Source organism: Mycobacterium sp. Root135 (genome assembly GCF_001426545.1).
Taxonomy (GTDB): Bacteria; Actinomycetota; Actinomycetes; order Mycobacteriales; family Mycobacteriaceae; genus Mycobacterium.
The window spans coordinates 945,028-964,177 of sequence record NZ_LMEZ01000001.1; the positions used below are offsets into that span (position 1 = coordinate 945,028).

The 19,150-nt window shown below is 68.6% G+C and carries 17 protein-coding genes; 7 read left to right on the forward strand and 10 right to left on the reverse strand.

The window, feature by feature from the left end; translation table 11 throughout:
• Positions 1-3: 3 nt before the first annotated feature.
• The 3 genes from ASD37_RS04615 to msrB are packed head-to-tail and all read left to right on the forward strand — an operon-like array spanning position 4 to position 3,286.
• Positions 4-1,572: an alpha/beta hydrolase gene (locus ASD37_RS04615; protein WP_056549834.1), complete on the forward strand. Its 1,569-nt coding sequence runs from the start codon at positions 4-6 to the stop codon at positions 1,570-1,572.
• 20 nt (positions 1,573-1,592) lie between these two features.
• Positions 1,593-2,882, forward strand: coding sequence for an arabinofuranan 3-O-arabinosyltransferase (aftC, locus tag ASD37_RS04620; RefSeq protein ID WP_056548543.1), 1,290 nt, complete (start codon positions 1,593-1,595; stop codon positions 2,880-2,882).
• On the forward strand, positions 2,879-3,286 hold the full coding sequence (msrB, locus tag ASD37_RS04625) for a peptide-methionine (R)-S-oxide reductase MsrB (protein ID WP_056548546.1): 408 nt from the start codon (positions 2,879-2,881) through the stop codon (positions 3,284-3,286). Before aftC ends, msrB begins: the two co-directional genes overlap by 4 nt.
• Here the strand turns inward: msrB and ASD37_RS04630 are convergent.
• From ASD37_RS04630 to hemE, 4 genes are all read right to left on the reverse strand, one after another.
• Positions 3,249-5,564, reverse strand: a complete 2,316-nt coding sequence (locus tag ASD37_RS04630; RefSeq protein ID WP_056548549.1) for a bifunctional diguanylate cyclase/phosphodiesterase — start codon at positions 5,562-5,564, stop codon at positions 3,249-3,251. The genes msrB and ASD37_RS04630 overlap by 38 nt on opposite strands.
• A gap of 117 nt (positions 5,565-5,681) precedes the next feature.
• On the reverse strand, positions 5,682-6,374 hold the full coding sequence (gene hemQ, locus ASD37_RS04635; RefSeq protein ID WP_056548550.1) for a hydrogen peroxide-dependent heme synthase: 693 nt from the start codon (positions 6,372-6,374) through the stop codon (positions 5,682-5,684).
• 4 nt (positions 6,375-6,378) lie between these two features.
• Entirely contained in the window at positions 6,379-7,749 is a 1,371-nt protein-coding gene (locus tag ASD37_RS04640; protein ID WP_056548552.1) for a protoporphyrinogen oxidase, read from the reverse strand.
• Positions 7,746-8,807 (reverse strand): uroporphyrinogen decarboxylase, encoded by a 1,062-nt coding sequence (gene hemE / locus ASD37_RS04645; protein WP_056548554.1) that lies wholly within the window; start codon positions 8,805-8,807, stop codon positions 7,746-7,748. The genes ASD37_RS04640 and hemE overlap by 4 nt, the downstream gene beginning before the upstream one ends.
• Before the next feature lie 78 nt (positions 8,808-8,885).
• On the opposite strand from hemE, the gene ASD37_RS04650 reads away from it, so the two are divergent.
• The 3 genes from ASD37_RS04650 to ASD37_RS04660 are packed head-to-tail and all read left to right on the forward strand — an operon-like array spanning position 8,886 to position 11,474.
• Positions 8,886-9,467 (forward strand): DUF3000 domain-containing protein, encoded by a 582-nt coding sequence (locus ASD37_RS04650; RefSeq protein WP_056548556.1) that lies wholly within the window; start codon positions 8,886-8,888, stop codon positions 9,465-9,467.
• Between the two features lies 1 nt (position 9,468).
• On the forward strand, positions 9,469-10,788 hold the full coding sequence (locus ASD37_RS04655) for a ribonuclease D (RefSeq protein ID WP_056548558.1): 1,320 nt from the start codon (positions 9,469-9,471) through the stop codon (positions 10,786-10,788).
• Between the two features lie 20 nt (positions 10,789-10,808).
• The gene (locus ASD37_RS04660; RefSeq protein WP_156720713.1) at positions 10,809-11,474 is read left to right on the forward strand and encodes an NIPSNAP family protein; all 666 of its coding nucleotides are present in this window, start codon (positions 10,809-10,811) and stop codon (positions 11,472-11,474) included.
• 8 nt (positions 11,475-11,482) lie between these two features.
• On the opposite strand, the gene ASD37_RS04665 is transcribed toward ASD37_RS04660, so the two are convergent.
• Both ASD37_RS04665 and ASD37_RS04670 read right to left on the reverse strand, forming a co-directional pair.
• Positions 11,483-12,385, reverse strand: a complete 903-nt coding sequence (locus tag ASD37_RS04665; protein ID WP_056548560.1) for an alpha/beta fold hydrolase — start codon at positions 12,383-12,385, stop codon at positions 11,483-11,485.
• A 33-nt stretch (positions 12,386-12,418) separates the two neighbouring features.
• A complete protein-coding gene (locus tag ASD37_RS04670; protein WP_056549838.1) occupies positions 12,419-13,192 on the reverse strand; it encodes an SDR family oxidoreductase in 774 nt (257 codons plus the stop codon).
• A 60-nt stretch (positions 13,193-13,252) separates the two neighbouring features.
• Between ASD37_RS04670 and ASD37_RS04675 the strand changes: the two genes are divergently transcribed.
• Entirely contained in the window at positions 13,253-14,206 is a 954-nt protein-coding gene (locus ASD37_RS04675) for a LysR family transcriptional regulator (protein ID WP_082569934.1), read from the forward strand.
• Here ASD37_RS04675 and dxs read toward each other — a convergent pair.
• From dxs to ASD37_RS04695, 4 genes are all read right to left on the reverse strand, one after another.
• Entirely contained in the window at positions 14,187-16,100 is a 1,914-nt protein-coding gene (gene dxs / locus ASD37_RS04680; RefSeq protein WP_056548562.1) for a 1-deoxy-D-xylulose-5-phosphate synthase, read from the reverse strand. The two genes, ASD37_RS04675 and dxs, sit on opposite strands and share 20 nt — an antisense overlap.
• 36 nt (positions 16,101-16,136) lie before the next feature.
• On the reverse strand, positions 16,137-17,408 hold the full coding sequence (nhaA, locus tag ASD37_RS04685; RefSeq protein WP_056548565.1) for a Na+/H+ antiporter NhaA: 1,272 nt from the start codon (positions 17,406-17,408) through the stop codon (positions 16,137-16,139).
• Between the two features lie 93 nt (positions 17,409-17,501).
• Entirely contained in the window at positions 17,502-17,960 is a 459-nt protein-coding gene (locus ASD37_RS04690; RefSeq protein WP_056549843.1) for an AAA family ATPase, read from the reverse strand.
• Positions 17,957-19,150, reverse strand: a complete 1,194-nt coding sequence (locus ASD37_RS04695; protein WP_056549845.1) for a class I SAM-dependent RNA methyltransferase — start codon at positions 19,148-19,150, stop codon at positions 17,957-17,959. The genes ASD37_RS04690 and ASD37_RS04695 overlap by 4 nt, the downstream gene beginning before the upstream one ends.

A 19,150-nucleotide genomic window follows, 5' to 3' on the forward strand; every position in this document is an offset into this window, starting at 1 on the left:
ACCATGCGTCGGCATCCTCAGCTGCTCAGGGCCCTCTGTTCGCCCGTCGTCGCGGCTGTCGTCCTGGCCGGATGCGCGCCGGGACTCGCCGCCAACCCCCGCTTCGCCACCGACGCGGGCGCCGGACCCCAAGGCGCCCCCGAGACCACACCGGTCGCCGCGGGACCTCCCAAGGTCGAGGCGCCCAAGAACGATCTGACGTGGCGCGACTGCACGTCAAGGACGTTCGCCGCGGCCTCCGTCCCCGCCGTCGCAGGCGTGAGCCTCGACTGCGCCACCTACGACGCCGACGTCGACTCGATCAACGGCGCCACGGGAACGCTCACCATCGGTGTCGTCCGCGCCAAGTCGACGGCCACCCCGGCGGACGCCGGCCCACTGGTGATGACGACCGGCAGCGACCTCCCGTCCTCGACGCAGCTGCCGGTGTGGCTGTCCCGCGGCGGCGCCGACGTACTGAAGACCAACCCGATCGTCGCCGTCGACCGCCGCGGCATCGGCCTGTCGGGCGCCTTGGACTGCCGCGATCTGTTCAGCCGCCAGGAGATGCTCGACCAGGCGCAGTTCGAATCGGGCAACGACCCCGTCGCCAACCTCAGCGCCGTCGTCCAGACGGCCACCCAGAGCTGCACCGACACCATCGCCCCCGGCGACTCGTCCTACGACAACGCACACGCCGCAGAGGATCTCGAACGCCTGCGCAGCACCTGGGACGTTCCGACGCTCGCCCTGCTCGGCGTCGGCAACGGCGCACAGGTCGCCCTCGCCTACGCGGGCTCGCACCCCAACAAGGTGTCGCGGCTGGTACTCGACTCCCCGTTACCCCTCGGCATCGCCGCCGAGGCAAGAGCCGAACAGAAGGTCAAGGGTCAGCAGGCCGCGCTCACCGCGTTCGCCTCGCAGTGCGTCGCCTCCGGCTGCGCGCTCGGCCCCGATCCGAAGGGCGCGATCGACGCCATGCTCGAGGCCGCGCGTCAAGGCACCGGCCCGGCGGGCGCCTCGGTGGCCGCCCTCACCGACGCCATCGCCACCGCGCTAGCCTTCCCGCGCGGCGACTTCGTGTCGTCGACCGCGGCGCTGGCCACCACCCTCGCCGCGGCCCGCAGCGGTGACGTCGCCGGGCTCAACACGCTGATCAACCAGGCCGCGACACAACGCGAGACCGACGGTCAATTCGTCAACGGCTGCAGCGACGCGCTCAACCGCCCCACCCCGGACCGCGTGCGCGAGCTCGTCGTCGGATGGGGAAAGCTCTACCCCGAATTCGGCACCGTCGGCGCCCTCGACATGGTCAATTGCCTTGCCTGGCCCAGCGGTTCGACGCCACCCGACCCGCAGAACCTCAAGATTCCCGTGCTGCTCCTCGGCGTACAGAACGACCCGATCGTCGGCAACGAAGGGGTGGCCGCCGTCGCGGCGACCATCATCAACTCCGGCGCCGCCAACCGACGCGTGATGTGGCAGGGCGTCGGCCACGGAGCCAGCATCTACTCCACGTGCGCCGTCCCACCGGTGCTGTCCTACCTCGGCACCGGCAAGGTTCCCGACACCGACACGTACTGCCCCGCCTAGCTCGACGCCCGCGGCCACCGGTGTACGGTGCGCTGGTGGCGGCACCTGACACGTTGTTGACGAACGCATTCCGACCCCGCACCTCACCGCCGAATGTCGCGCACGTTCTGCGCTCGGTGCTGTGGCCCGTGGCGATCCTGTCGATCGTCCATCGCAGCTACGTGCTGGCCACCAACGGCTACATCACCGACGACTTCGGCCCCGTCTACCGCGCGGTCATCAACTTCAAGCTCGGGCTCGACATCTACAACGAGCACTTCGACCAGGTGGACCCGCACTACCTGTACCCGCCCGGCGGGACACTGCTCCTGGCGCCATTCGGCTACCTGCCGGTCGACGCCTCGCGGTACTGGTTCATCACCTTCAACACCATCGCCATCCTGCTGGCCGCGTACTTCCTGCTGCGGCTGTTCAAGTTCTCGTTGGCCTCGGTCGCCGCACCGGCCCTGCTGTTGGCGATGTTCTGCACCGAGAGCGTCACCAGCACGCTGGTGTTCACCAACATCAACGGCTGCGTCCTCCTCGGCGAGGTGCTGTTCCTTCGGTGGCTGCTCAGCGGCAAGGTCAACCACCAGTGGCTCGCCGGCCTCGCCATCGGGCTCACACTCGTCGTCAAACCCTCCCTGGCCCCCCTGCTGCTGCTTCCGGTGCTCAACCGACAGTGGCGCCCACTGGTGCCCGCCTTCGGCGTGCCGCTGCTGTTCAACGTCGCCGCATGGCCCTTGGTCAGCGACCCGATGGGGTTCGTGCGCAACACGGTGCCCTACATCTTCTCGGTGCGCGACTACTTCAACAGCTCCATTCAGGGCAACGGGATCTACTACGGTCTCCCGACGTGGCTGATTCTGCTGCTGCGAGTGGGCTTCCTGGCGCTGGCAGTCGCCAGCCTCTGGCTGCTGTACCGCTACTACCGCGAACGCGACCAGCTGTTCTGGATGGTGACCTCGTCCGGCGTCTTGTTGATCACGACGTTCCTGGTGACTTCGCTTGGCCAGGGCTACTACTCGATGATGCTGTTCCCGTTCCTGATGACGGTGGTGCTCCCCAACTCGGTGATCCGCAACTGGCCGGCCTGGCTGGCAATCTACGGCTTCATGACGATGGACCGCTGGCTGCTGGGGCACTGGCCGAGCACCGGCCGCTTCCTGGAGTACATGAAGATCACCTACGGCTGGTCGCTGATGCTGATCGTCGTGTTCTGCGTGCTGTACTTCCGGTACCTCGAGGCCAAGGCCGACGGCCGGCTCGAGGACGGCATCGACCCGCCATGGATGACGACCGATCGGGACCGCGCTAGCGTGGAGGGATGACCGTCCCGAAAGTCCAACTGACCGACGACGAATGGCGTAAGAAGCTCTCGCCCCAGGAGTTCGCCGTGCTGCGTCAGGCCGGTACCGAGCGCCCCTTCGTCGGCGAGTACACCGACACCGAGACCGAGGGCGTCTACCAGTGCCGGGCGTGCGGTGCGGAGATCTTCCGTAGCACCGAGAAATTCGAATCTCATTGCGGCTGGCCGTCTTTCTTCGACCCGGCCGACTCGGACGCCGTCATCTTGAAGACCGACGACTCGGGTGGCATGCATCGCGTCGAAGTCCTGTGCGCCAGCTGCCACAGCCACCTCGGTCACGTCTTCGAAGGCGAGGGGTACCCCACCCCGACCGATCAGCGGTACTGCATCAACTCGATTTCGATGAAGCTGGTTCCTTCGACGTAAGCCTGCGCAGCAGGCCACACAGATCGGCGCCGGCGAGCGGCCGACTGAAGTGAAACCCCTGCGCCACGTCGCACCCGTAGTTCCCAAGCATCGTCGCGGTGTCTTCGTTCTCCACGCCCTCGGCGACCACCGTCATGCCGAGCTCGTGCGCCAGGTCCACCACGGCACGGACGACGGCCGCCGCACGCGCGTCGTCCACGATCGGGGCGATGAACTGCCGGTCGAGCTTGACCTCGTCGATCGGCAACTCGCACAGGTACCCGAGCGCCGAGTAGCCGCTGCCGAAATCGTCGATCGCCACGCGCGTTCCGCGTCCCCGCAGCGAGTCGAGCACCTGCCGGGTCCGGTCGACGTCGTCGAGCAAAAGGTCTTCGGTGATCTCGATGGTCAACAAGTCCGGGCTGATGTCACGCTCGTCGAGCGAGCGCAGAATGCGCTTCGGCAACTCCAGATCGCCCAGCGACGGCGCGAACATGTTGACCGCCACGGGCACCCGGACACCGTTGGCCTTCCACCGGGCCACGTCGTCGAGCGCCTGCTCGACCACCAGATCGGTCAGCGACCTCATCAACCCGTACTCGCGGACCAAGGGAAGGAACTTGTCAGGACCGAGCAGTCCGCGTTCCGGATGGGGCCAACGGACCAGAGCCTCGACACCGACGAATTCACCGTCATGCAGCCTGAACTTGGGTTGGTAGACCAGACTTAGCCCGGCATGGTCGATCGTGTTGCGCAGTTGGCCGAGCAGTCGCACCGTGCTCGTTCCGGCATTGCCCACCTTGCCGGTCCCCTTGGGCCGAGTCCGCGTCATCTCCGGGTCGAAGGTGTGCACCCCACCCGTGCGCGACCGCTTGGCGGAGTACATCGCCAGGTCGGCGTGCTTCAACAGCGCCTCGGCCGAGACGTCCGCGTCGTCGCCGGTCGCCGCGAGTCCAATGCTGGGCCGCAGCAACAGATCATGGCCGTCGATGACGAACTGGTCGTCGAACGAGGCCATGAGCCGCCGTGCCACCTGTCGGGAGTGTTCGGTCTTGCCCTCCAGCAGCACCGCGAACTCGTCACCACCCACCCGGGCCACCGTGTCACCGGCGCGCACACAACCGAGGATCCGTTGCGCCGCGAGCACCAGCAACTGGTCGCCGGCCGGATGACCGAGGTTGTCGTTGACGAGCTTGAAGTCGTCGAGGTCCAACGACAACACGGCCACCGGTTGCCGGTCGCGGACGTGCAACTGCATGGCGTGGGACAGCCGGTCGTTGAACAGCGCACGATTCGCCAACCCCGTCAACGGGTCTCGCAACGCCTGCTCCGCGACCAGGTCCAGGAGTCGGCGATTCTCCCTGACGACCAGGAATTGCCGCAGCAGCACCGCGACGACCAAGACCACCGTCGGAAAGAACAGCGCGGCCATTCCCGGCTGCTGCAGATTCGTCGGAGCGCACACCGCGGCGGCTATCGCGATCGGGACGTAGGGCAGACACAACACCCATCGCGACGGCACCCGCAACGTCGACGTTTCCGTCGCGGGCTCGTCCACCGCGAGAAGCGCCGCCGCCCCGATGACGAGTAGTCCCACCAGGTAGCCGACGTCGACGAGTCGACCGATCAGGTCCTCGTACTCCTCGGCCGCGGTGAGGTAGACGAACGCACTGTCCGACAACGCCATCAGGATGACACCAGCGGTCAGGAACGACGTCGTCCGCCGCTGCCCGGCGCGCGCTCTCGACTGGACGAGGACCGCCACCGTGATGACGACGAAGTCGCACACCGGGTAGGCCAGCGACAACCCAAACGCGAAACGATCGCCGTCACCAGCCTCGTACGCGTCGCGCAGCACCAGCACCCACGAGATCTGGAACAGCGCCGCGGCCGCGATCAATCCGTCGAGCACCAATCGGGTGCGTGAATGCCCGACGTGCCCGACGGGATAGGCAGCCAGCCCAATACAGGCTCCAACCGGAAACATCAGGTAGCCGACGTCGGCGAGCGAGGGGAACGGCGGGACGTCGGTCGCCATCTCGAGATATCCCCACACGAGCGAACCGGCCATCCAACCCCCGACGCCGACGCCGACGCTCAGCCAGGCGAACCGCTTACGGCCGGCGGAGTGCAGGGCCGCGCGGGCTGCGCACACCGTGGCGAACACAGCGAACACGACGCTGGAGGCGTTCGACACGATGGTGACGGCTGGCTCGACGTCCCAACCGACGACCATCCACACCGAGAGCAGGGCTCCGACCACGGCAACCGTCGCCACCACTAGTGCGGTCTTGCCCATCGGGCGATGCTAGCAAACAGGGAAAGGGTATGAAACGCGAATCACCCGAAAATTGACCTGGCAGATAGTTCGGTCTGCGGGGCTACCGGCTGCAGTGCGAGCAAACCGCCGTGGCACTCACGGCAGTCGTGCGACGAGCTCCTCGACGCCGACGCGCGGCCCCGTGAAGAACGGCGTCTCCTCGCGCACGTGCTTGCGGGCGTCGGTGTAGCGCAACTTCCACATCAACTCGACGATGCGGCCCAGGTCCGGCCCCTCGAAGGCCAGAATCCACTCGTAGTCGCCGAGCGCGAACGCGGGCACCGTGTTGGCGCGCACGTCCGGGTACTCGCGCCCCGCCATCCCATGCTCGACGAGCATCTTGCGACGCTCGTCGTCGGGCAGCAGGTACCACTCCAGCGACCGGACGAACGGATAGACGCACACGTAGTCGCCGGGGTCCTCGCCAGCGATGAACGCGGGAACGTGACTCTTGTTGAACTCCGCGGGCCGGTGCAACGCCACCACGCTCCACACCGGCTCGCTGACCCGGCCGAGGGACGTCCGCCGGAACGACGAGTACGTCTTCTGCAGGTCTTCCACGCGCTCGGCGTGCGTCCAGATCATGTAGTCGGCGTCAGCCCGGAAGCCCGCCACGTCGTACATCCCGCGCACCACGACGCCGTCCGCTTCTTGTTGCTTGAGGAACGTCGTGGTCTCGTCGACGACGGCCGAGCGATCGTCGCCCAGCTCCTCCGGCTGTACCGCGAACACCGAGATCATCATGTATCTCGTCATCGAATTCAGGGTGTCGTAGTCCAGCTTCGCCATACCGCTATCGTGCCACGCCCGACGTCGTCAACGCCGCCACCGCCTTGGTGGCGGATCCCACACAGGCGGGCACCCCGATGCCGTCCAGGTACGCCCCCGCGACCACCAACGTCGGCGGCAAACCCGAGCGCAGCTCGGCGACCAGCCCGGCGTGCCCAGGCCCGTACTGCGGCAGCGCGTCCATCCAGCGCTGGACGTGGCAGTCCACCGGGTCCGACACAACCCCGAACACCGTCGACAGGTCCTCGGCAGCCCACCTCAGCAGCTCCTCGTCCCCGACGTCGCGGGCAAGGGAGTCGCCAAACCGGCCGAACGACAACCGCACCAGTTCCACGTTGCCCCGGCGTCCCCACTTGCGGGACGTCAGCGTCATCGCCTTCGAGTTGAGCCGTTCACCACCGGCGACCAGCACGCCCGACTGCTCGGGCAACGGCGTCCCACCCGGCAGCGCGAGCACGACCAGCGCCGACGACGCCGTCTGAATGCGCCGCGCCGCAGCGGCAGACTTCGGTGCCACACCGTCGATCAACGCCGGCAGCCGAGGCGCAGGCACCGCGAGCACCACGCCGTCGGCATGCCAGTGCCCGCCCTCGTCGTCGACCAGCGCCCACCCCCGGCCGTCGCGACTGACCTGCTTCACCCCGGCGTGCACCCAGTCGAGCCGGGCCTGCCGCGCCAACGCGTCGAGCAGCACCGCGTAGCCGCCGTCGACCGCTCCGAACACCGATCCGGGCATCGGCGGAGGCAGTGCCTCGCGGACCGCGTCGGTCAGAGTGCGGGCCCCACGATCAAGGGCGGCCGCCAGCGTCGGAGCGGCCGCCCTGAGGCCAATGGTCGCCGACGAGCCGGCGTAGACGCCCCCCAACAGCGGATCCACCGACCGCGTCACCACCTGCGGACCGAAGCGGTCGCCGATCAGCTCCGCGACGGTGGGATCCGCGCCGGGGCGCCATGAGAACGGTCGCGAGGGTTCGTCGGCGATCCGCGCCACCGTCGCGCCGTCGACGAGCCCGGCCATCGACGAGGCCTGGGCCGGGATCCCCTGCAGCGTGCCCTGTGGCATCGGATGCAGACGTCCCTCGCTGAAGATCAGCGGCCGGACCCCCGTGGTGCCAATCTTCCTGTCGGCCAGCCCCAACTCCGCCAGCAGAGCCGACACCTCCGGGCGCCGCGCCACGAACGCCTCGGCTCCGACGTCCACCAACTGACCGCCGATGCGCTCCGTGCGCAACGCCCCACCGAGGCGATCGGCAGGATCGAAGAGCGTGATCGACGCCTCCGAGCCCGCGGCGACGCGCAGCCGATACGCGGCGACCAAACCCGAAATGCCGCCTCCGACAACACAATAGGAAGGCGGCGAGTGGGCGGCACTCACAACGCGTGCACCAGCGCCACCGCCTCGGTGATGACGCCGGGGTCGGTCGGCGGAAGCACGCCGTGCCCCAGGTTGAAGACGTGTCCGGTGGCGCCGGCGTCGACGGCGCGCCGGCCGTCCTCAACCACGTTGCGGACCGCACGCTCGACCACCGGCCAGCCCGCAAGCAGAACCACCGGATCGAGATTGCCCTGCAGCGCGCAGCCCGGACGGACCCGGCCGGCGGCGTCGGTCAGCGACGTCCGCCAGTCGACGCCGACCACGGGCTGGTCCCCCACCGACACCGCTTCCGACATGGCGCCAAGCAACTCGGCCGTGCCGACCCCGAAGTGCGTCATGGGCACTCCCTCGCCGGCGAGGGTCTCGAACACCCGCGAGCTGTGCGGCAGCACGTAGGTCCGGTAGTCGGCCAACGACAGCGTGCCCGCCCAGGAGTCGAACAGCTGGATCGCGTCGACGCCGGCGTCCAACTGCGTCTTGAGGAAGCCGATGGTCACGTCGGTGAGAGCCGTCATCAGGGCGTGCCAGGTGTCGGATTCACCGAGCATCATCGCCTTGGTGCGCTCGTGGTTGCGGCTGGGACCGCCCTCGACCAGGTAGGACGCCAGGGTGAAGGGAGCTCCGGCGAAGCCGATCAGCGGCACGTCACCCAGCGCCGCGGTCAACAGCGCGATCGCATCCGCGACGGGCGCGACCGCGTCACGATCCAGCGGGGTCAGCGACGTCACGTCGGCCGCGGTCCGGATCGGCGCGGCGATCACCGGCCCGACGTCGGGGACGATGTCGACGTCGACGCCCGCCGCACGCAGCGGAACCACGATGTCGGAGAACAGGATCGCCGCGTCGACGCCGTGGCGACGCACCGGCTGCAGGGTGATCTCGGTGATCAGCTCGGCGTCGAAGCACGCCTGCATCATCGTGCTCTTTGCCCGCAACGCCCGGTACTCGGGAAGGGATCGGCCGGCCTGTCGCATGAACCACACGGGCACACGGCTTGGCTTACGGCCTGCGGCCGCGGTCAGATAGGGCGACTCTGGCAGGTCACGACGGGTACTCATCGCCACCCATGCTGCCATGCAGTAACACTTCGGCGCGCCTTCGCTGCCCCATCCCCGAATCAGCTAGCGTCAAACCCCATGACCACCGTCGAGCCGGCTCAGTTCCGGGCAGCGGTGGAGGCAATGAATGCCACCACCGTCCGGCCCGAGATCGAGCTCGGCCCGATCCGGCCGCCTCAGCGACTGGCGCCGTACAGCTATGCCCTCGGCGCAGAGGTTCGCCATCCCGAAACCACCGTCGTCCCCGAGCGGTCCGACGGCGACGCCTTCGGCCGCCTGATCCTCCTTCACGACCCCGAGGGCGAGGAGGCCTGGGACGGCACGATGCGTCTGGTGGCCTACATCCAGGCCGACCTGGACTCCACCGAAGCCGTCGACCCCCTACTTCCCGAAGTGGCCTGGAGCTGGCTGGTCGACGCGCTCGCCGAACACGACGACCACGTCACCGCCCTCGGCGGCACCGTGACGGCGACGACGTCGGTGCGGTACGGCGACATCTCGGGCCCGCCACGGGCCCACCAATTGGAGCTGCGCGCATCGTGGACCGCGACCAACCTCGAACTGGGACCGCACGTGCAGGCCTTCTGCGAAGTGCTGGAGCACGCCGCGGGCCTCCCACCGGCCGGGGTCACCGACCTCGCCGCTCGCACGCGCGCCTGACATGACTGAAGGTTTCGATGCCGGGGACGCCGGCCCCGACGAGACGACGGCCGAGCAAGACGCCGTCGAGCCCGAAGTCGAGGCGACCCCGCTACTGTCCCCTGCCGACGGCGTACCCGAGCTGGCCGTCACGTCCGACCAGATCCTGGCTGCCGCCGAACTGCTGGTGTCGGGGCACGGCCCGTTCGCAATCGACGCCGAGCGCGCCTCGGGCTTCCGCTACTCCAACCGCGCCTATCTGATTCAAATTCGGCGGGCGGGCGCGGGCTCGGTCCTGATCGACCCGGTCAACCACGGCGAAGACCCGCTGATGGTGATGGCGCCACTGGCAGACGTGCTGGACACCGACGAGTGGATCCTGCACGCCGCCGACCAGGACCTGCCGTGTCTGGCCGAGCTGGGAATGGTGCCGCCCCAGTTGTACGACACCGAGCTGGCGGGCCGGCTGGCAGGATTCGACAGGGTCAATCTGGCGGCAATGGTGCAACGACTTCTCGGACTGCACCTGGTGAAGGGGCACGGCGCTGCGGACTGGTCCCAGCGCCCCCTTCCGTCGGAGTGGCTCAACTACGCGGCGCTGGACGTCGAGGTACTGCTCGAACTGCGCGCGGCGGTCGCCGCCGAACTGGAGGCTCAAGGCAAGACCCGTTGGGCGGCAGAGGAATTCGAGCACCTGCGCACCTACGTCGCCTCGCCGACGCGGCGGGACCGCTGGCGCAAGACCTCGGGTATCCACAAGGTCAAGAACCCTCGGACGCTGGCCGCCGTTCGGGAACTTTGGACGACGCGCGACCACATCGCGCAGCGCCGAGACATCGCGCCGGGACGCATCCTGCCCGACGCCGCCATCATCAACGCCGCCACGGTCAATCCCGACACCGTCGAGAGGCTGGTGGCGCTGCCCGTCTTCGGCGGCTCACGCCAGCGCCGCAGTGCCGGCGTGTGGCTGGACGCGCTGGCGCGCGCCCGCACCACCGACGACGTTCCGACGGCGTCCGAGCCGGTCACCGGGCCGCCCCCTGCGGTGCGGTGGAGCCGACGCAAGCCAGAGGCCGCCGAACGTCTCGACCGCGTCCGTGCCGGACTCGCCGCACTGTCCCAACGGCTTTCGGTGCCAACCGAGAATCTGCTGACACCCGACCTGGTGCGCCGGCTGGTGTGGGACTGGCAGCCGATCGGCAACGCGGCGACGGTGATCGACGCGTTCCTGGCGGAGGCCGGTGCGCGGCCGTGGCAGCGGGAGTTGACGGTGCCGGTGCTGACCGAGGCGTTGACAGCCGTGGAGACACCGACGGCTGCCCAGGATCCCCAGGAGTCGTAGTCGCTGCCGACAGGAGCACCGTGGACCAGCCCGCGACCATCACCGGGGACGAGGTCGACCCGTCTGACCAGAAGATTCGCTACGAGCTGACCACGGTGGCCTTCCGCCTGCCGGACGCCGCGGCCGCCAAGGACGGAGTCGACGGCTGGTTGCAGGCCCCGGAGTCACGGGGTCGGCTGCTGGGTTGCTGGGAAGCCGAGCATGGCGTGCTCGGCCGGGTCTACGTCCTGCGCGAGTTCGACGACGACGCCGCGCTGGCCGCCGAGCGGATGCGGGCCGCCCACAGTCCCGTCCCCTTCGGCGCCGGTGCGCACCTCACCGATCTGACTATGAACGGCTTTGCCCCGTTCCCCTTCATGCCGAGGGTGGTCACCGGGGCCTTCGGTGCGGTCTACGAAATCCGGGACTACCACCTTCTGCCCGGCGGGCTGCCTGCGACGATCGCCGGGTGGCGGGTCAAGCTCCCCGTCCGCCACCGCGTCGACCCGGTCTCGGTCGTCATGTACGCACTCGACGGACCGGCCCGCATCGTCCACATCTGGCCGTTCCCGGGGCTCGACGAGCGGGTCGCGGTCCGGCGCCGGCTGTACGAGGCCGGGGACTGGCCGCCGCCCGGCGGACCAGAGCACATCATGGAGGCCACGTCGACGATGGCCTGGCCGCTGCCCGGCTCACCGCTGCACTGAGGCAGACGTCAGAGTGCGGCGACCCGGTCCACGTGCGCCAAGAAAAGCCGAAGGACGTCCTCGGGAGCCTCGATCTGCGGCCAGTGCGCGATGTCGTCGGCGAGCATCACGACGTCGGGATTGGGAATCACCTCGAGGTAGCGCTGCGCCATGTGCCGGCCCGAATTGGGGTCGCTCGGACCGTCGATCAGTCGCATCGGCACGGCAGTCTCCCGCATGGCCCGGATCCAACGGTTGCGGTACCGGTAGCGGTCGGTGACGAACCTGCCCACCTTGTGGCTCACCCGCGTGCCGTCGTTGTAGTCCATGATTTGGTGAAACCGATCGAGCTGCCGGGGCGTCGGCTTGGTGTTCTGCCCGAACAACTCGTCGAGGGTGCGGTCCACGACGCGCCGGGCCACCGCGCTGCCCTGGAACCGACTCACCATGTCGCCCAACGGTGTTCGTGACATCAGCTTCTGCACCAGTCGGGGCGTGTACGACTCGTTGAACAGGCCGCCGTTGAGCCAGGTGATCGACTCGATCACCGGCACTCCGTAGGCGTTGTCACCTGCCTCGTACCGTGCGAGCAACTCCTGGCCGACGGAGTCGCCAAGGTCGTGCGCCAAGACGTGGAAGGAGTCGATCCCCAGCTGATGCAGTAGCGCCTCGTGCATGTCGGCGTGGTCGGGCACGGAGTACTCGTATGCCACGGGTTTGTCCGAGAAGCCCATACCAAGCATGTCCGGCGCGATCACGGTGAACCGCTGCGTCAGCGTCGGCCAGATCAGCGACCAATCAAAGGAACTGAACGGATACCCGTGGATCAGGAGTAGGGCCGGGCCGGCGCCCTCGACGCGGTAGAACACGTCGAAACCCAGGTAGTCGAAGTACTGACCGGTGGTCTTCCAGTGCTCCAGTTCGGCATCCATGGGCGAAGCCTATGCAGTGGGCGACCCCTTTCCCTACCGGGTGGTGTAGCCGCCGTTGGCGAGCAGCGTCTGCCCCGTGATCCACCAACCCTCGCCGACGAGGAAGCGGACCAGGGGGACGATGTCGTGGGGATCGGTCAGTCCCGTCGCGGTGAACTTCGACAGGTCGGCGGCGTTCTGGTTGTACTTCGCCGACTCCTCGTCTTCCTGGCCGTAGAAGAACGGCGTCTCCATCGGCCCCGGCGCCACGGCGACGACGGAGATGCCACGTGCGCCGAACTCCTTGGCCGCCGCCCGGGTGAAGTGTTCCACCGGGGCCTTGGATCCCGCGTAGACGGAGTAGGACCCGATGTAGGCCGCCAGCAGGGACGTGACGATGGTGATCAGCTTGCCGCCGTCGGAAAGGTGTTGGCCCGCTTGCTGAATGAAGAAGAACGCCGCCTTGGAGTTGATCGCGAAGATCGTGTCGTAGTCGGCCTCGGTGACCTCGGCGATGGGTTTCTTGATCACCATTCCGGTGGTGTTGATCGCGATGTCGACCGATCCCATGGCTGCCTTGGCCCGCTCGAAGAGTTCGGCCACGGCGGCGGCGCTGGTCAGGTCGCCCTGGAAGGCGTGAGCGGTAACGCCCGCCGACTCGACGGCCGCGACGGTGTCCTCGGCCGCCGCCTTGGTGGCGTCACTGTTGTAGTGGATCGCGATGGCTGCCACGCCCTTGGCGGCCAGGTCGCGGGCGATCAACCCGCCGAGGTTCTTCGCGCCGCCGGCGATGAGTACGGTCTTGCCTTCGATGCTGTGGTCGGTCACGGTGACGTCCTTCGTTCGGCGGGCTCGCTGCACGGTGAACGTAGGGCAGGATCAACACAAATGACCAACACCGAAAACTGGTCGAACGACAAGCATTCATTGTCCTTCGAGCGTGACCCCGGTCCGCCACTGGACCTGAACCGCTTGGCGCAGTTCGTCGCGGTGACCGACCACGAGAACCTGACCGAGGCGGCCGACCAACTGCGTCTGACTCAACAGGCGCTCAGCAGCGCGATGCGCCAATTGGAGAAGAGTCTCGGGGTCGACTTGTTCGACCGCCGCGGGCGTCGGCTGGTGCTGACCGAGGCGGGACGTCGCCTACGCCAGGGGGCACCCGTCGTCCTTGCCGCCGTCGCCGGTCTCGCCGACGCCACCCGACACACGGCCCATGGACGTCAACCGCCCTTCGTGGTCGGCCATTCTCCGGCGATCAGCGCGGAAGAGGTGTTCGCGGTCGTCGAGCCGGTGCGAGCCGCGCTCCCCGACCTGTCGGTGACGGCGCGGCAGATGTTCGTCGACGACATGCACCGGGGCCTGCTCGACCGGTCGGTCGACGTCGGCCTCCGCCGTGGCGCCACCACACCCCCCGATCTCGCGGCCGCCGTCATCGGATACGACGAGCTTCGGGTCGCGGTTCGGGCCGGACATCCACTCGCCGGTCGGGAACGGCCCACGCTGGCCGACGCCGCCGCCTACGGGCTAGTGGTGTGGGCGCCGCCGACATTCTCGTTCTATACCGACTTCCTGGTGGCGGCATGCCGCAGAGCGGGCGTCGAACCCAGTCTGACCGTGCATTCGATGCAGGGCACCCCGCCGGCCGCCGCCGTCATCGGCAACGACTGGGTCGCGTTCCTCACCACACCGGCAGGCCCCGCGTTGGGCGGTCGCGTCGAGGTACTGGCTCTGGCCGACCCGCCGATGGTGCCGATTCAGGCGCTGTGGCTCCCCCACACGATCTCCGAACCCCGCGCCGTCCTGCTGGCGGGACCGGGACCTAGTCGACCCGGCCGCTGACCTCGGACTCGCCGATCGAGCTGCCGAGCGCGGCCACCCACCCGGTGACCTGACGGGCGATGTTCTGATCGGTCAGGCCCAACTCGGCGAGCACCTCCTTGCGCGAGGCATGGTCCTGGAACTGCTGCGGGACGCCGAGGTCGCGGCAGGGCACGTCGATCTCGTTGCGCCGCAACGCAGCCGACACCGCCGAACCGATGCCGCCGTGCAGGCCGTGGTCCTCCAACGTGACGACCAACTTGTGCGACGCGGCGAGCGGACCAAGCATCTCCGGCACCGGGAGCACCCAGCGCGGGTCGACGACCGTGACGCCGATGCCCTGGTTGCGGAGCCGCTCGGCGACCGACAACGCCATCGAGGCGAAGGAACCGACCGCCACCAGCAGGACGTCCTGGGACAGCCCGTCGGCAGGAACGGCCAGCACGTCGACTCCGTCGCGGCGCTCGACGGCGGGAATGTCCTCGCCGACGTCGCCCTTCGGGAACCGGATCGCGGTGGGGCCGTCCTTGACGTCGAGGGCTTCGCCGAGTTCCTCCCGCAGGCGAGCGGCGTCACGGGGAGCCGCGACCCGCATGCCCGGCACGACGCCGAGGATCGACATGTCCCAGACCCCGTTGTGGCTGGCGCCGTCGGGTCCCGTCACGCCGGCGCGGTCGAGCACGATCGTCACCGGAAGACGGTGCAGCGCAACGTCCATCATCATCTGGTCGAACGCCCGGTTGAGGAACGTCGAGTAGATCGCCACCACCGGGTGCATGCCGCCCATGGCGAGCCCGGCGGCCGAGGTCATGGCGTGCTGCTCGGCGATGCCGACGTCGAAGAAGCGGTCCGGGAACCGCTTGCGGAACGCGCTGAGCCCGGTGGGGCCCGGCATCGCGGCCGTGATCGCGACGACGTCGCGACGCTTGGCGGCCCGTTTGATCAGTTCGTCGGAGAACACCGACGTCCACCCGGGGGCCGCGACCGACGTCGCGAGCCCGGTCTGTGGGTCGATGATCCCCGTCGAGTGCATCTGCTCGGCCTCGTCGGACTCGGCGGGTCCGTACCCCATGCCCTTGCGGGTGGCGACGTGGACGATCACCGGGGCGTTGAAGCCACGCGCATGTCGCAGCGCCGCCTCGACGGCGTGCTCGTCGTGGCCGTCGATCGGACCGACGTACTTGAGGCCGAGATCGGTGAACATCACCTGCGGCGACAGGGCGTCCTTGATGCCTGCCTTGACGCTGTGCATGCACTGGTAGCAAACCTCGCCGATGAGCGGCAGACCGCGGACGGCCTTGCGGCCCTCCTCCAGTAGCCGTTCGTAACCGGGTTGCAGGCGAAGGCCGGCGAGGTGGTCGGCGAACCCGCCGATGGTGGGTGCGTAGCTGCGGCCGTTGTCGTTGACGACGATGATGACCGGCCGACGTGAGGTCGCGATGTTGTTGAGCGCCTCCCAGCACATCCCGCCGGTCAGCGCGCCGTCACCGACGACGGCGACCACGTGACGGTTGCGATGGCCGCTGAGCTCGAAGGCCTTGGCCAACCCGTCGGCATAGGACAGCGCCGTGCTGGCGTGACTGGACTCGACCCAGTCGTGCTCGCTCTCGCTGCGCGACGGGTAACCCGACAGCCCGTCCTTCTTGCGGAGGTTGTCGAAGTCGGCGCAGCGTCCCGTCAGCATCTTGTGGACGTAGGCCTGATGACCGGTGTCGAAGATGATCGGATCGTGCGGCGAGTCGAACACCCGGTGCAGGGCGAGCGTCAGTTCGACGACGCCCAGGTTGGGGCCGAGATGTCCGCCGGTGGCAGCAACCTTGTGAATCAGGAATTCACGAATCTCGAGTGCGAGATCCTTCATCTGTGACTGCGACAGGTGCTGCAGATCAGCGGGACCGCGGATCTCAGAAAGCATCAGCTCAGTTTACGCACGGGGACGTGATCGGGCCCGTCAAGGCTCGTACACGTCGGGCACGCCGTCACCGTCGGCATCCACGGTTTCCCGCTCGTGAATGCGCCGGTGCGCCGCATTGCGGCTGACCAGGACGACGGACGCCAACGCCCCCGCCACCAGCGACCCGACCAGCACGCCGATCTTGGCGTCGGCACCCGTCACGGTGCCGTAACCAAAGGCCAGCTCGCCGATGAGCAACGACACGGTGAATCCGATGCCTGCCAGCAGCGCGACGCCGAGCACGTCGCGCCAGGCCAGGTCGTCGTCGAGCGTGGCCCTGGTGAACTTCGCGAGCAGAAATGTGGTGATGAACACACCGAGCGGTTTGCCGAGCACCAAGCCGGCCATGACGCCGACGGTGACGGGATGGCGCAGCCCGTCGGCCAGGCCCGCCAGACCCCCGACCGTCACCCCCGCGGCGAAGAAGGCGAACACCGGCACGGCCACGCCGGCCGAGACGGGCCGCAGTCGATGCTCGAAGTGTTCGGCGCACGCGTGACGCCCGAGGACGGGCACCGTGAACCCGAGCACGACGCCGGCCACCGTGGCGTGAATGCCACTGGCGTGAACCAGCGCCCACGTGGACGCGGCGAGCGGTAGCAGGATCCACCAACGGATCAGCCCACGCTGGACGGCAACGGCGAACAGTCCACCCGGCACCAGCGCCAACGCCAGCGGCCCGAGAGCGAGGTGGTCGGTGTAGAACGCGGCGATGACGATGATCGCCAGCAGGTCGTCCATCACGGCGAGGGTCAGCAGGAACGTGCGGAGGGCCGTCGGAAGGTGCGTCGACACCACGGCCAGGACCGCAAGGGCGAAGGCGATGTCGGTGGCGATTGGCACCGCCCACCCACCGAGGTTCTCCCGATCGCCTGCGGCGAGGTTCACCCCGATGAAGATCGCGGCCGGCACGATCATCCCGCCGATCGCGGCGGCGATCGGAAGGGCGGCCCGCGCAGGGTCACGCAGATCCCCCGCGACGAACTCCCTCTTGAGTTCGAGGCCGACGACGAAGAAGAAGATCGCCAGCAAACCGTCCGCCGCCCATGATGCGACGCTCAGACGAAGGTGCAGGCTCTCCGGTCCGACGGTGAATTCGGATACCGCGCGGTACGTGGACGCCCACGGCGAATTCGCCCACACCAGCGCAGCGCCGGCCGCGGCCAGCAGCAACATGCCGCCGACGGTCTCGCGGCGCAGGACTTCCGAGACGCGACTCGCCTCCGGCCACGAGCCGCGGCTGAAGAGTCGTGCGGTGGCGTTGGACATTGTTTTCCCCCGGGTGTTGGGCAGCGTAGGACGACCGCCGACCAGACTTCCCGGCACACCGCGGTCTACCTTAGCCCGCGGCCGCCACGTCGCCTACGAAACGTGCGCCACCACCGCGTCGGCGACGTCGGCGACCGGCATGGTCGTCACGATCTCGAGGGTCGCCGAGGCACGAAGCAACGGCTCGACCTCGGCGAGGTCGGCCAGCACCGCGGCCATCTCGGCCGGCGACCGGCCGAAGGAGTTGCCGGTGCGCACCCGCAACCTCTCGACGATCAATTCCGCAGGGGCACTGAGGAGTACGACGTGGTCGAACCGAGGATAGAACGTCACCTGGTTGCGAGTGGTGCCCGCGATGACCAAGAGTCCGCGCGGGTCGTCGACCGACAGCAGCGCGTCGATCCGTGACTCGATCCAGAGCGACTCGCCGTCGACCGTCTCGAAGTAGTCACCGTAGTCGGTGTCCACGGTCCAGTACCCGCGGCGGGCCAATTCGGCCAGCAGCGTGGACTTTCCCGTGCCCGACATGCCGGTCACCAGAACTCGCTTCACGCGCGGGACAGCACCGCGACGCACTCGACGTGATGGGTCAGCGGGAAGGAGTCGAACACCCGGATCTGTTCCACCGCGTACCCGTGCCCTCGGTAGATGCCGACGTCGCGCGCGAATGATGCTGCCTCACAACCGATGTGCACGATCCGGGGCACTTCGGCCGCGGCCAGCAGGTCGATCACCTCACGTCCGGCACCGGTGCGCGGCGGATCCAGCACGGCGACGTCGGCGCGCCGACGCTGCGTGGTGAGGGCACGACGCACCGACTCGGTGAGCACCTCCACCCAGCCGAGGTCGGCGAGAGCGGTCCGCGCCGCCTTGGCCGAACCGCGCGAGGTGTCGACGCTCAGCACGTGCCCCGTCGGCCCCACCGCCTCGGCCAGCGTCGCGGCGAAAACGCCTGCGCCGCCGTACAAGTCCCATGCGGTCATGCCCGCGTCCAGCCGGACCCAGGCCTCGATCAGCGCGCTGTAGGTCGGCGCGGCGTCGCGGTGCGCCTGCCAGAACGCGGTGACCGGCACGTTCCACGTCCGGTCCCCGACCCGCTGGGTCGCCTCGTAGGACCCTTCGACCACCCGTGTCGAGGCCTTGCGGTTGGAGCGCGGACCCGTCTGCACGACGTGTCGAGCCCCCTGATCGTCGAGCACCACGTGCAGTTGCGCACCGGGCGGCCACTTCGCGCCGTCCAGGCCAGCCAACATGCCGTCGGGCACCTGAGCGCACGACAGATCGGTCACCAATTCAGTGCTGTGGTAACGGTGGAAGCCCGCGTGCCCGGCCTGTGGCCCTGAGGCGGCGACGTCCAGCCGCACCCGCGTGCGCCATCCCATCGCACCGGTCGTCCCGACCTCTTCGGCCGCACCCTCCCAGGTGTGACCGCCGAGGCGCTCCAGCTGGTTGGCCACCACGTCACCCTTGAGTCGGCGGGCGGCCTCCGGTGCCGCGAAGGCGAGGTCGCAGCAGCCAGACCCGTCGACGCCCGCGATGTGGCAGATCGAGTCGACGCGGTCGGGTGACGCTTCCAGAATCTCGACGGCCTCTGCGTGCCAATGACTTCCGCGTTCGGAGGTGACGCGGGCCAATACCACCTCGCCGGGCAGGGCGTACCGCACGAATACGACGCGACCGTCGTCGTGACGGGCCACGCAGCTGCCGCCGTTGGCGGGCGGGCCCACGGTCAGGGTCAGCAT

Bases quoted from the DNA above. Each gene is read 5' to 3' on its own strand.
- nhaA (WP_056548565.1), bottom strand. From the start codon at position 17,408: ATGTCCAACGCCACCGCACGACTCTTCAGCCGCGGCTCGTGGCCGGAG.
- ASD37_RS04655 (WP_056548558.1), top strand. From the start codon at position 9,469: ATGACTGAAGGTTTCGATGCCGGGGACGCCGGCCCCGACGAGACGACG.
- ASD37_RS04630 (WP_056548549.1), bottom strand. From the start codon at position 5,564: ATGGGCAAGACCGCACTAGTGGTGGCGACGGTTGCCGTGGTCGGAGCC.
- ASD37_RS04665 (WP_056548560.1), bottom strand. From the start codon at position 12,385: ATGGATGCCGAACTGGAGCACTGGAAGACCACCGGTCAGTACTTCGAC.
- hemQ (WP_056548550.1), bottom strand. From the start codon at position 6,374: ATGGCGAAGCTGGACTACGACACCCTGAATTCGATGACGAGATACATG.
- ASD37_RS04615 (WP_056549834.1), top strand. From the start codon at position 4: ATGCGTCGGCATCCTCAGCTGCTCAGGGCCCTCTGTTCGCCCGTCGTC.
- ASD37_RS04675 (WP_082569934.1), top strand. From the start codon at position 13,253: ATGACCAACACCGAAAACTGGTCGAACGACAAGCATTCATTGTCCTTC.
- ASD37_RS04650 (WP_056548556.1), top strand. From the start codon at position 8,886: ATGACCACCGTCGAGCCGGCTCAGTTCCGGGCAGCGGTGGAGGCAATG.
- hemE (WP_056548554.1), bottom strand. From the start codon at position 8,807: ATGAGTACCCGTCGTGACCTGCCAGAGTCGCCCTATCTGACCGCGGCC.
- msrB (WP_056548546.1), top strand. From the start codon at position 2,879: ATGACCGTCCCGAAAGTCCAACTGACCGACGACGAATGGCGTAAGAAG.
- dxs (WP_056548562.1), bottom strand. From the start codon at position 16,100: ATGCTTTCTGAGATCCGCGGTCCCGCTGATCTGCAGCACCTGTCGCAG.
- ASD37_RS04695 (WP_056549845.1), bottom strand. From the start codon at position 19,150: ATGCTGACCCTGACCGTGGGCCCGCCCGCCAACGGCGGCAGCTGCGTG.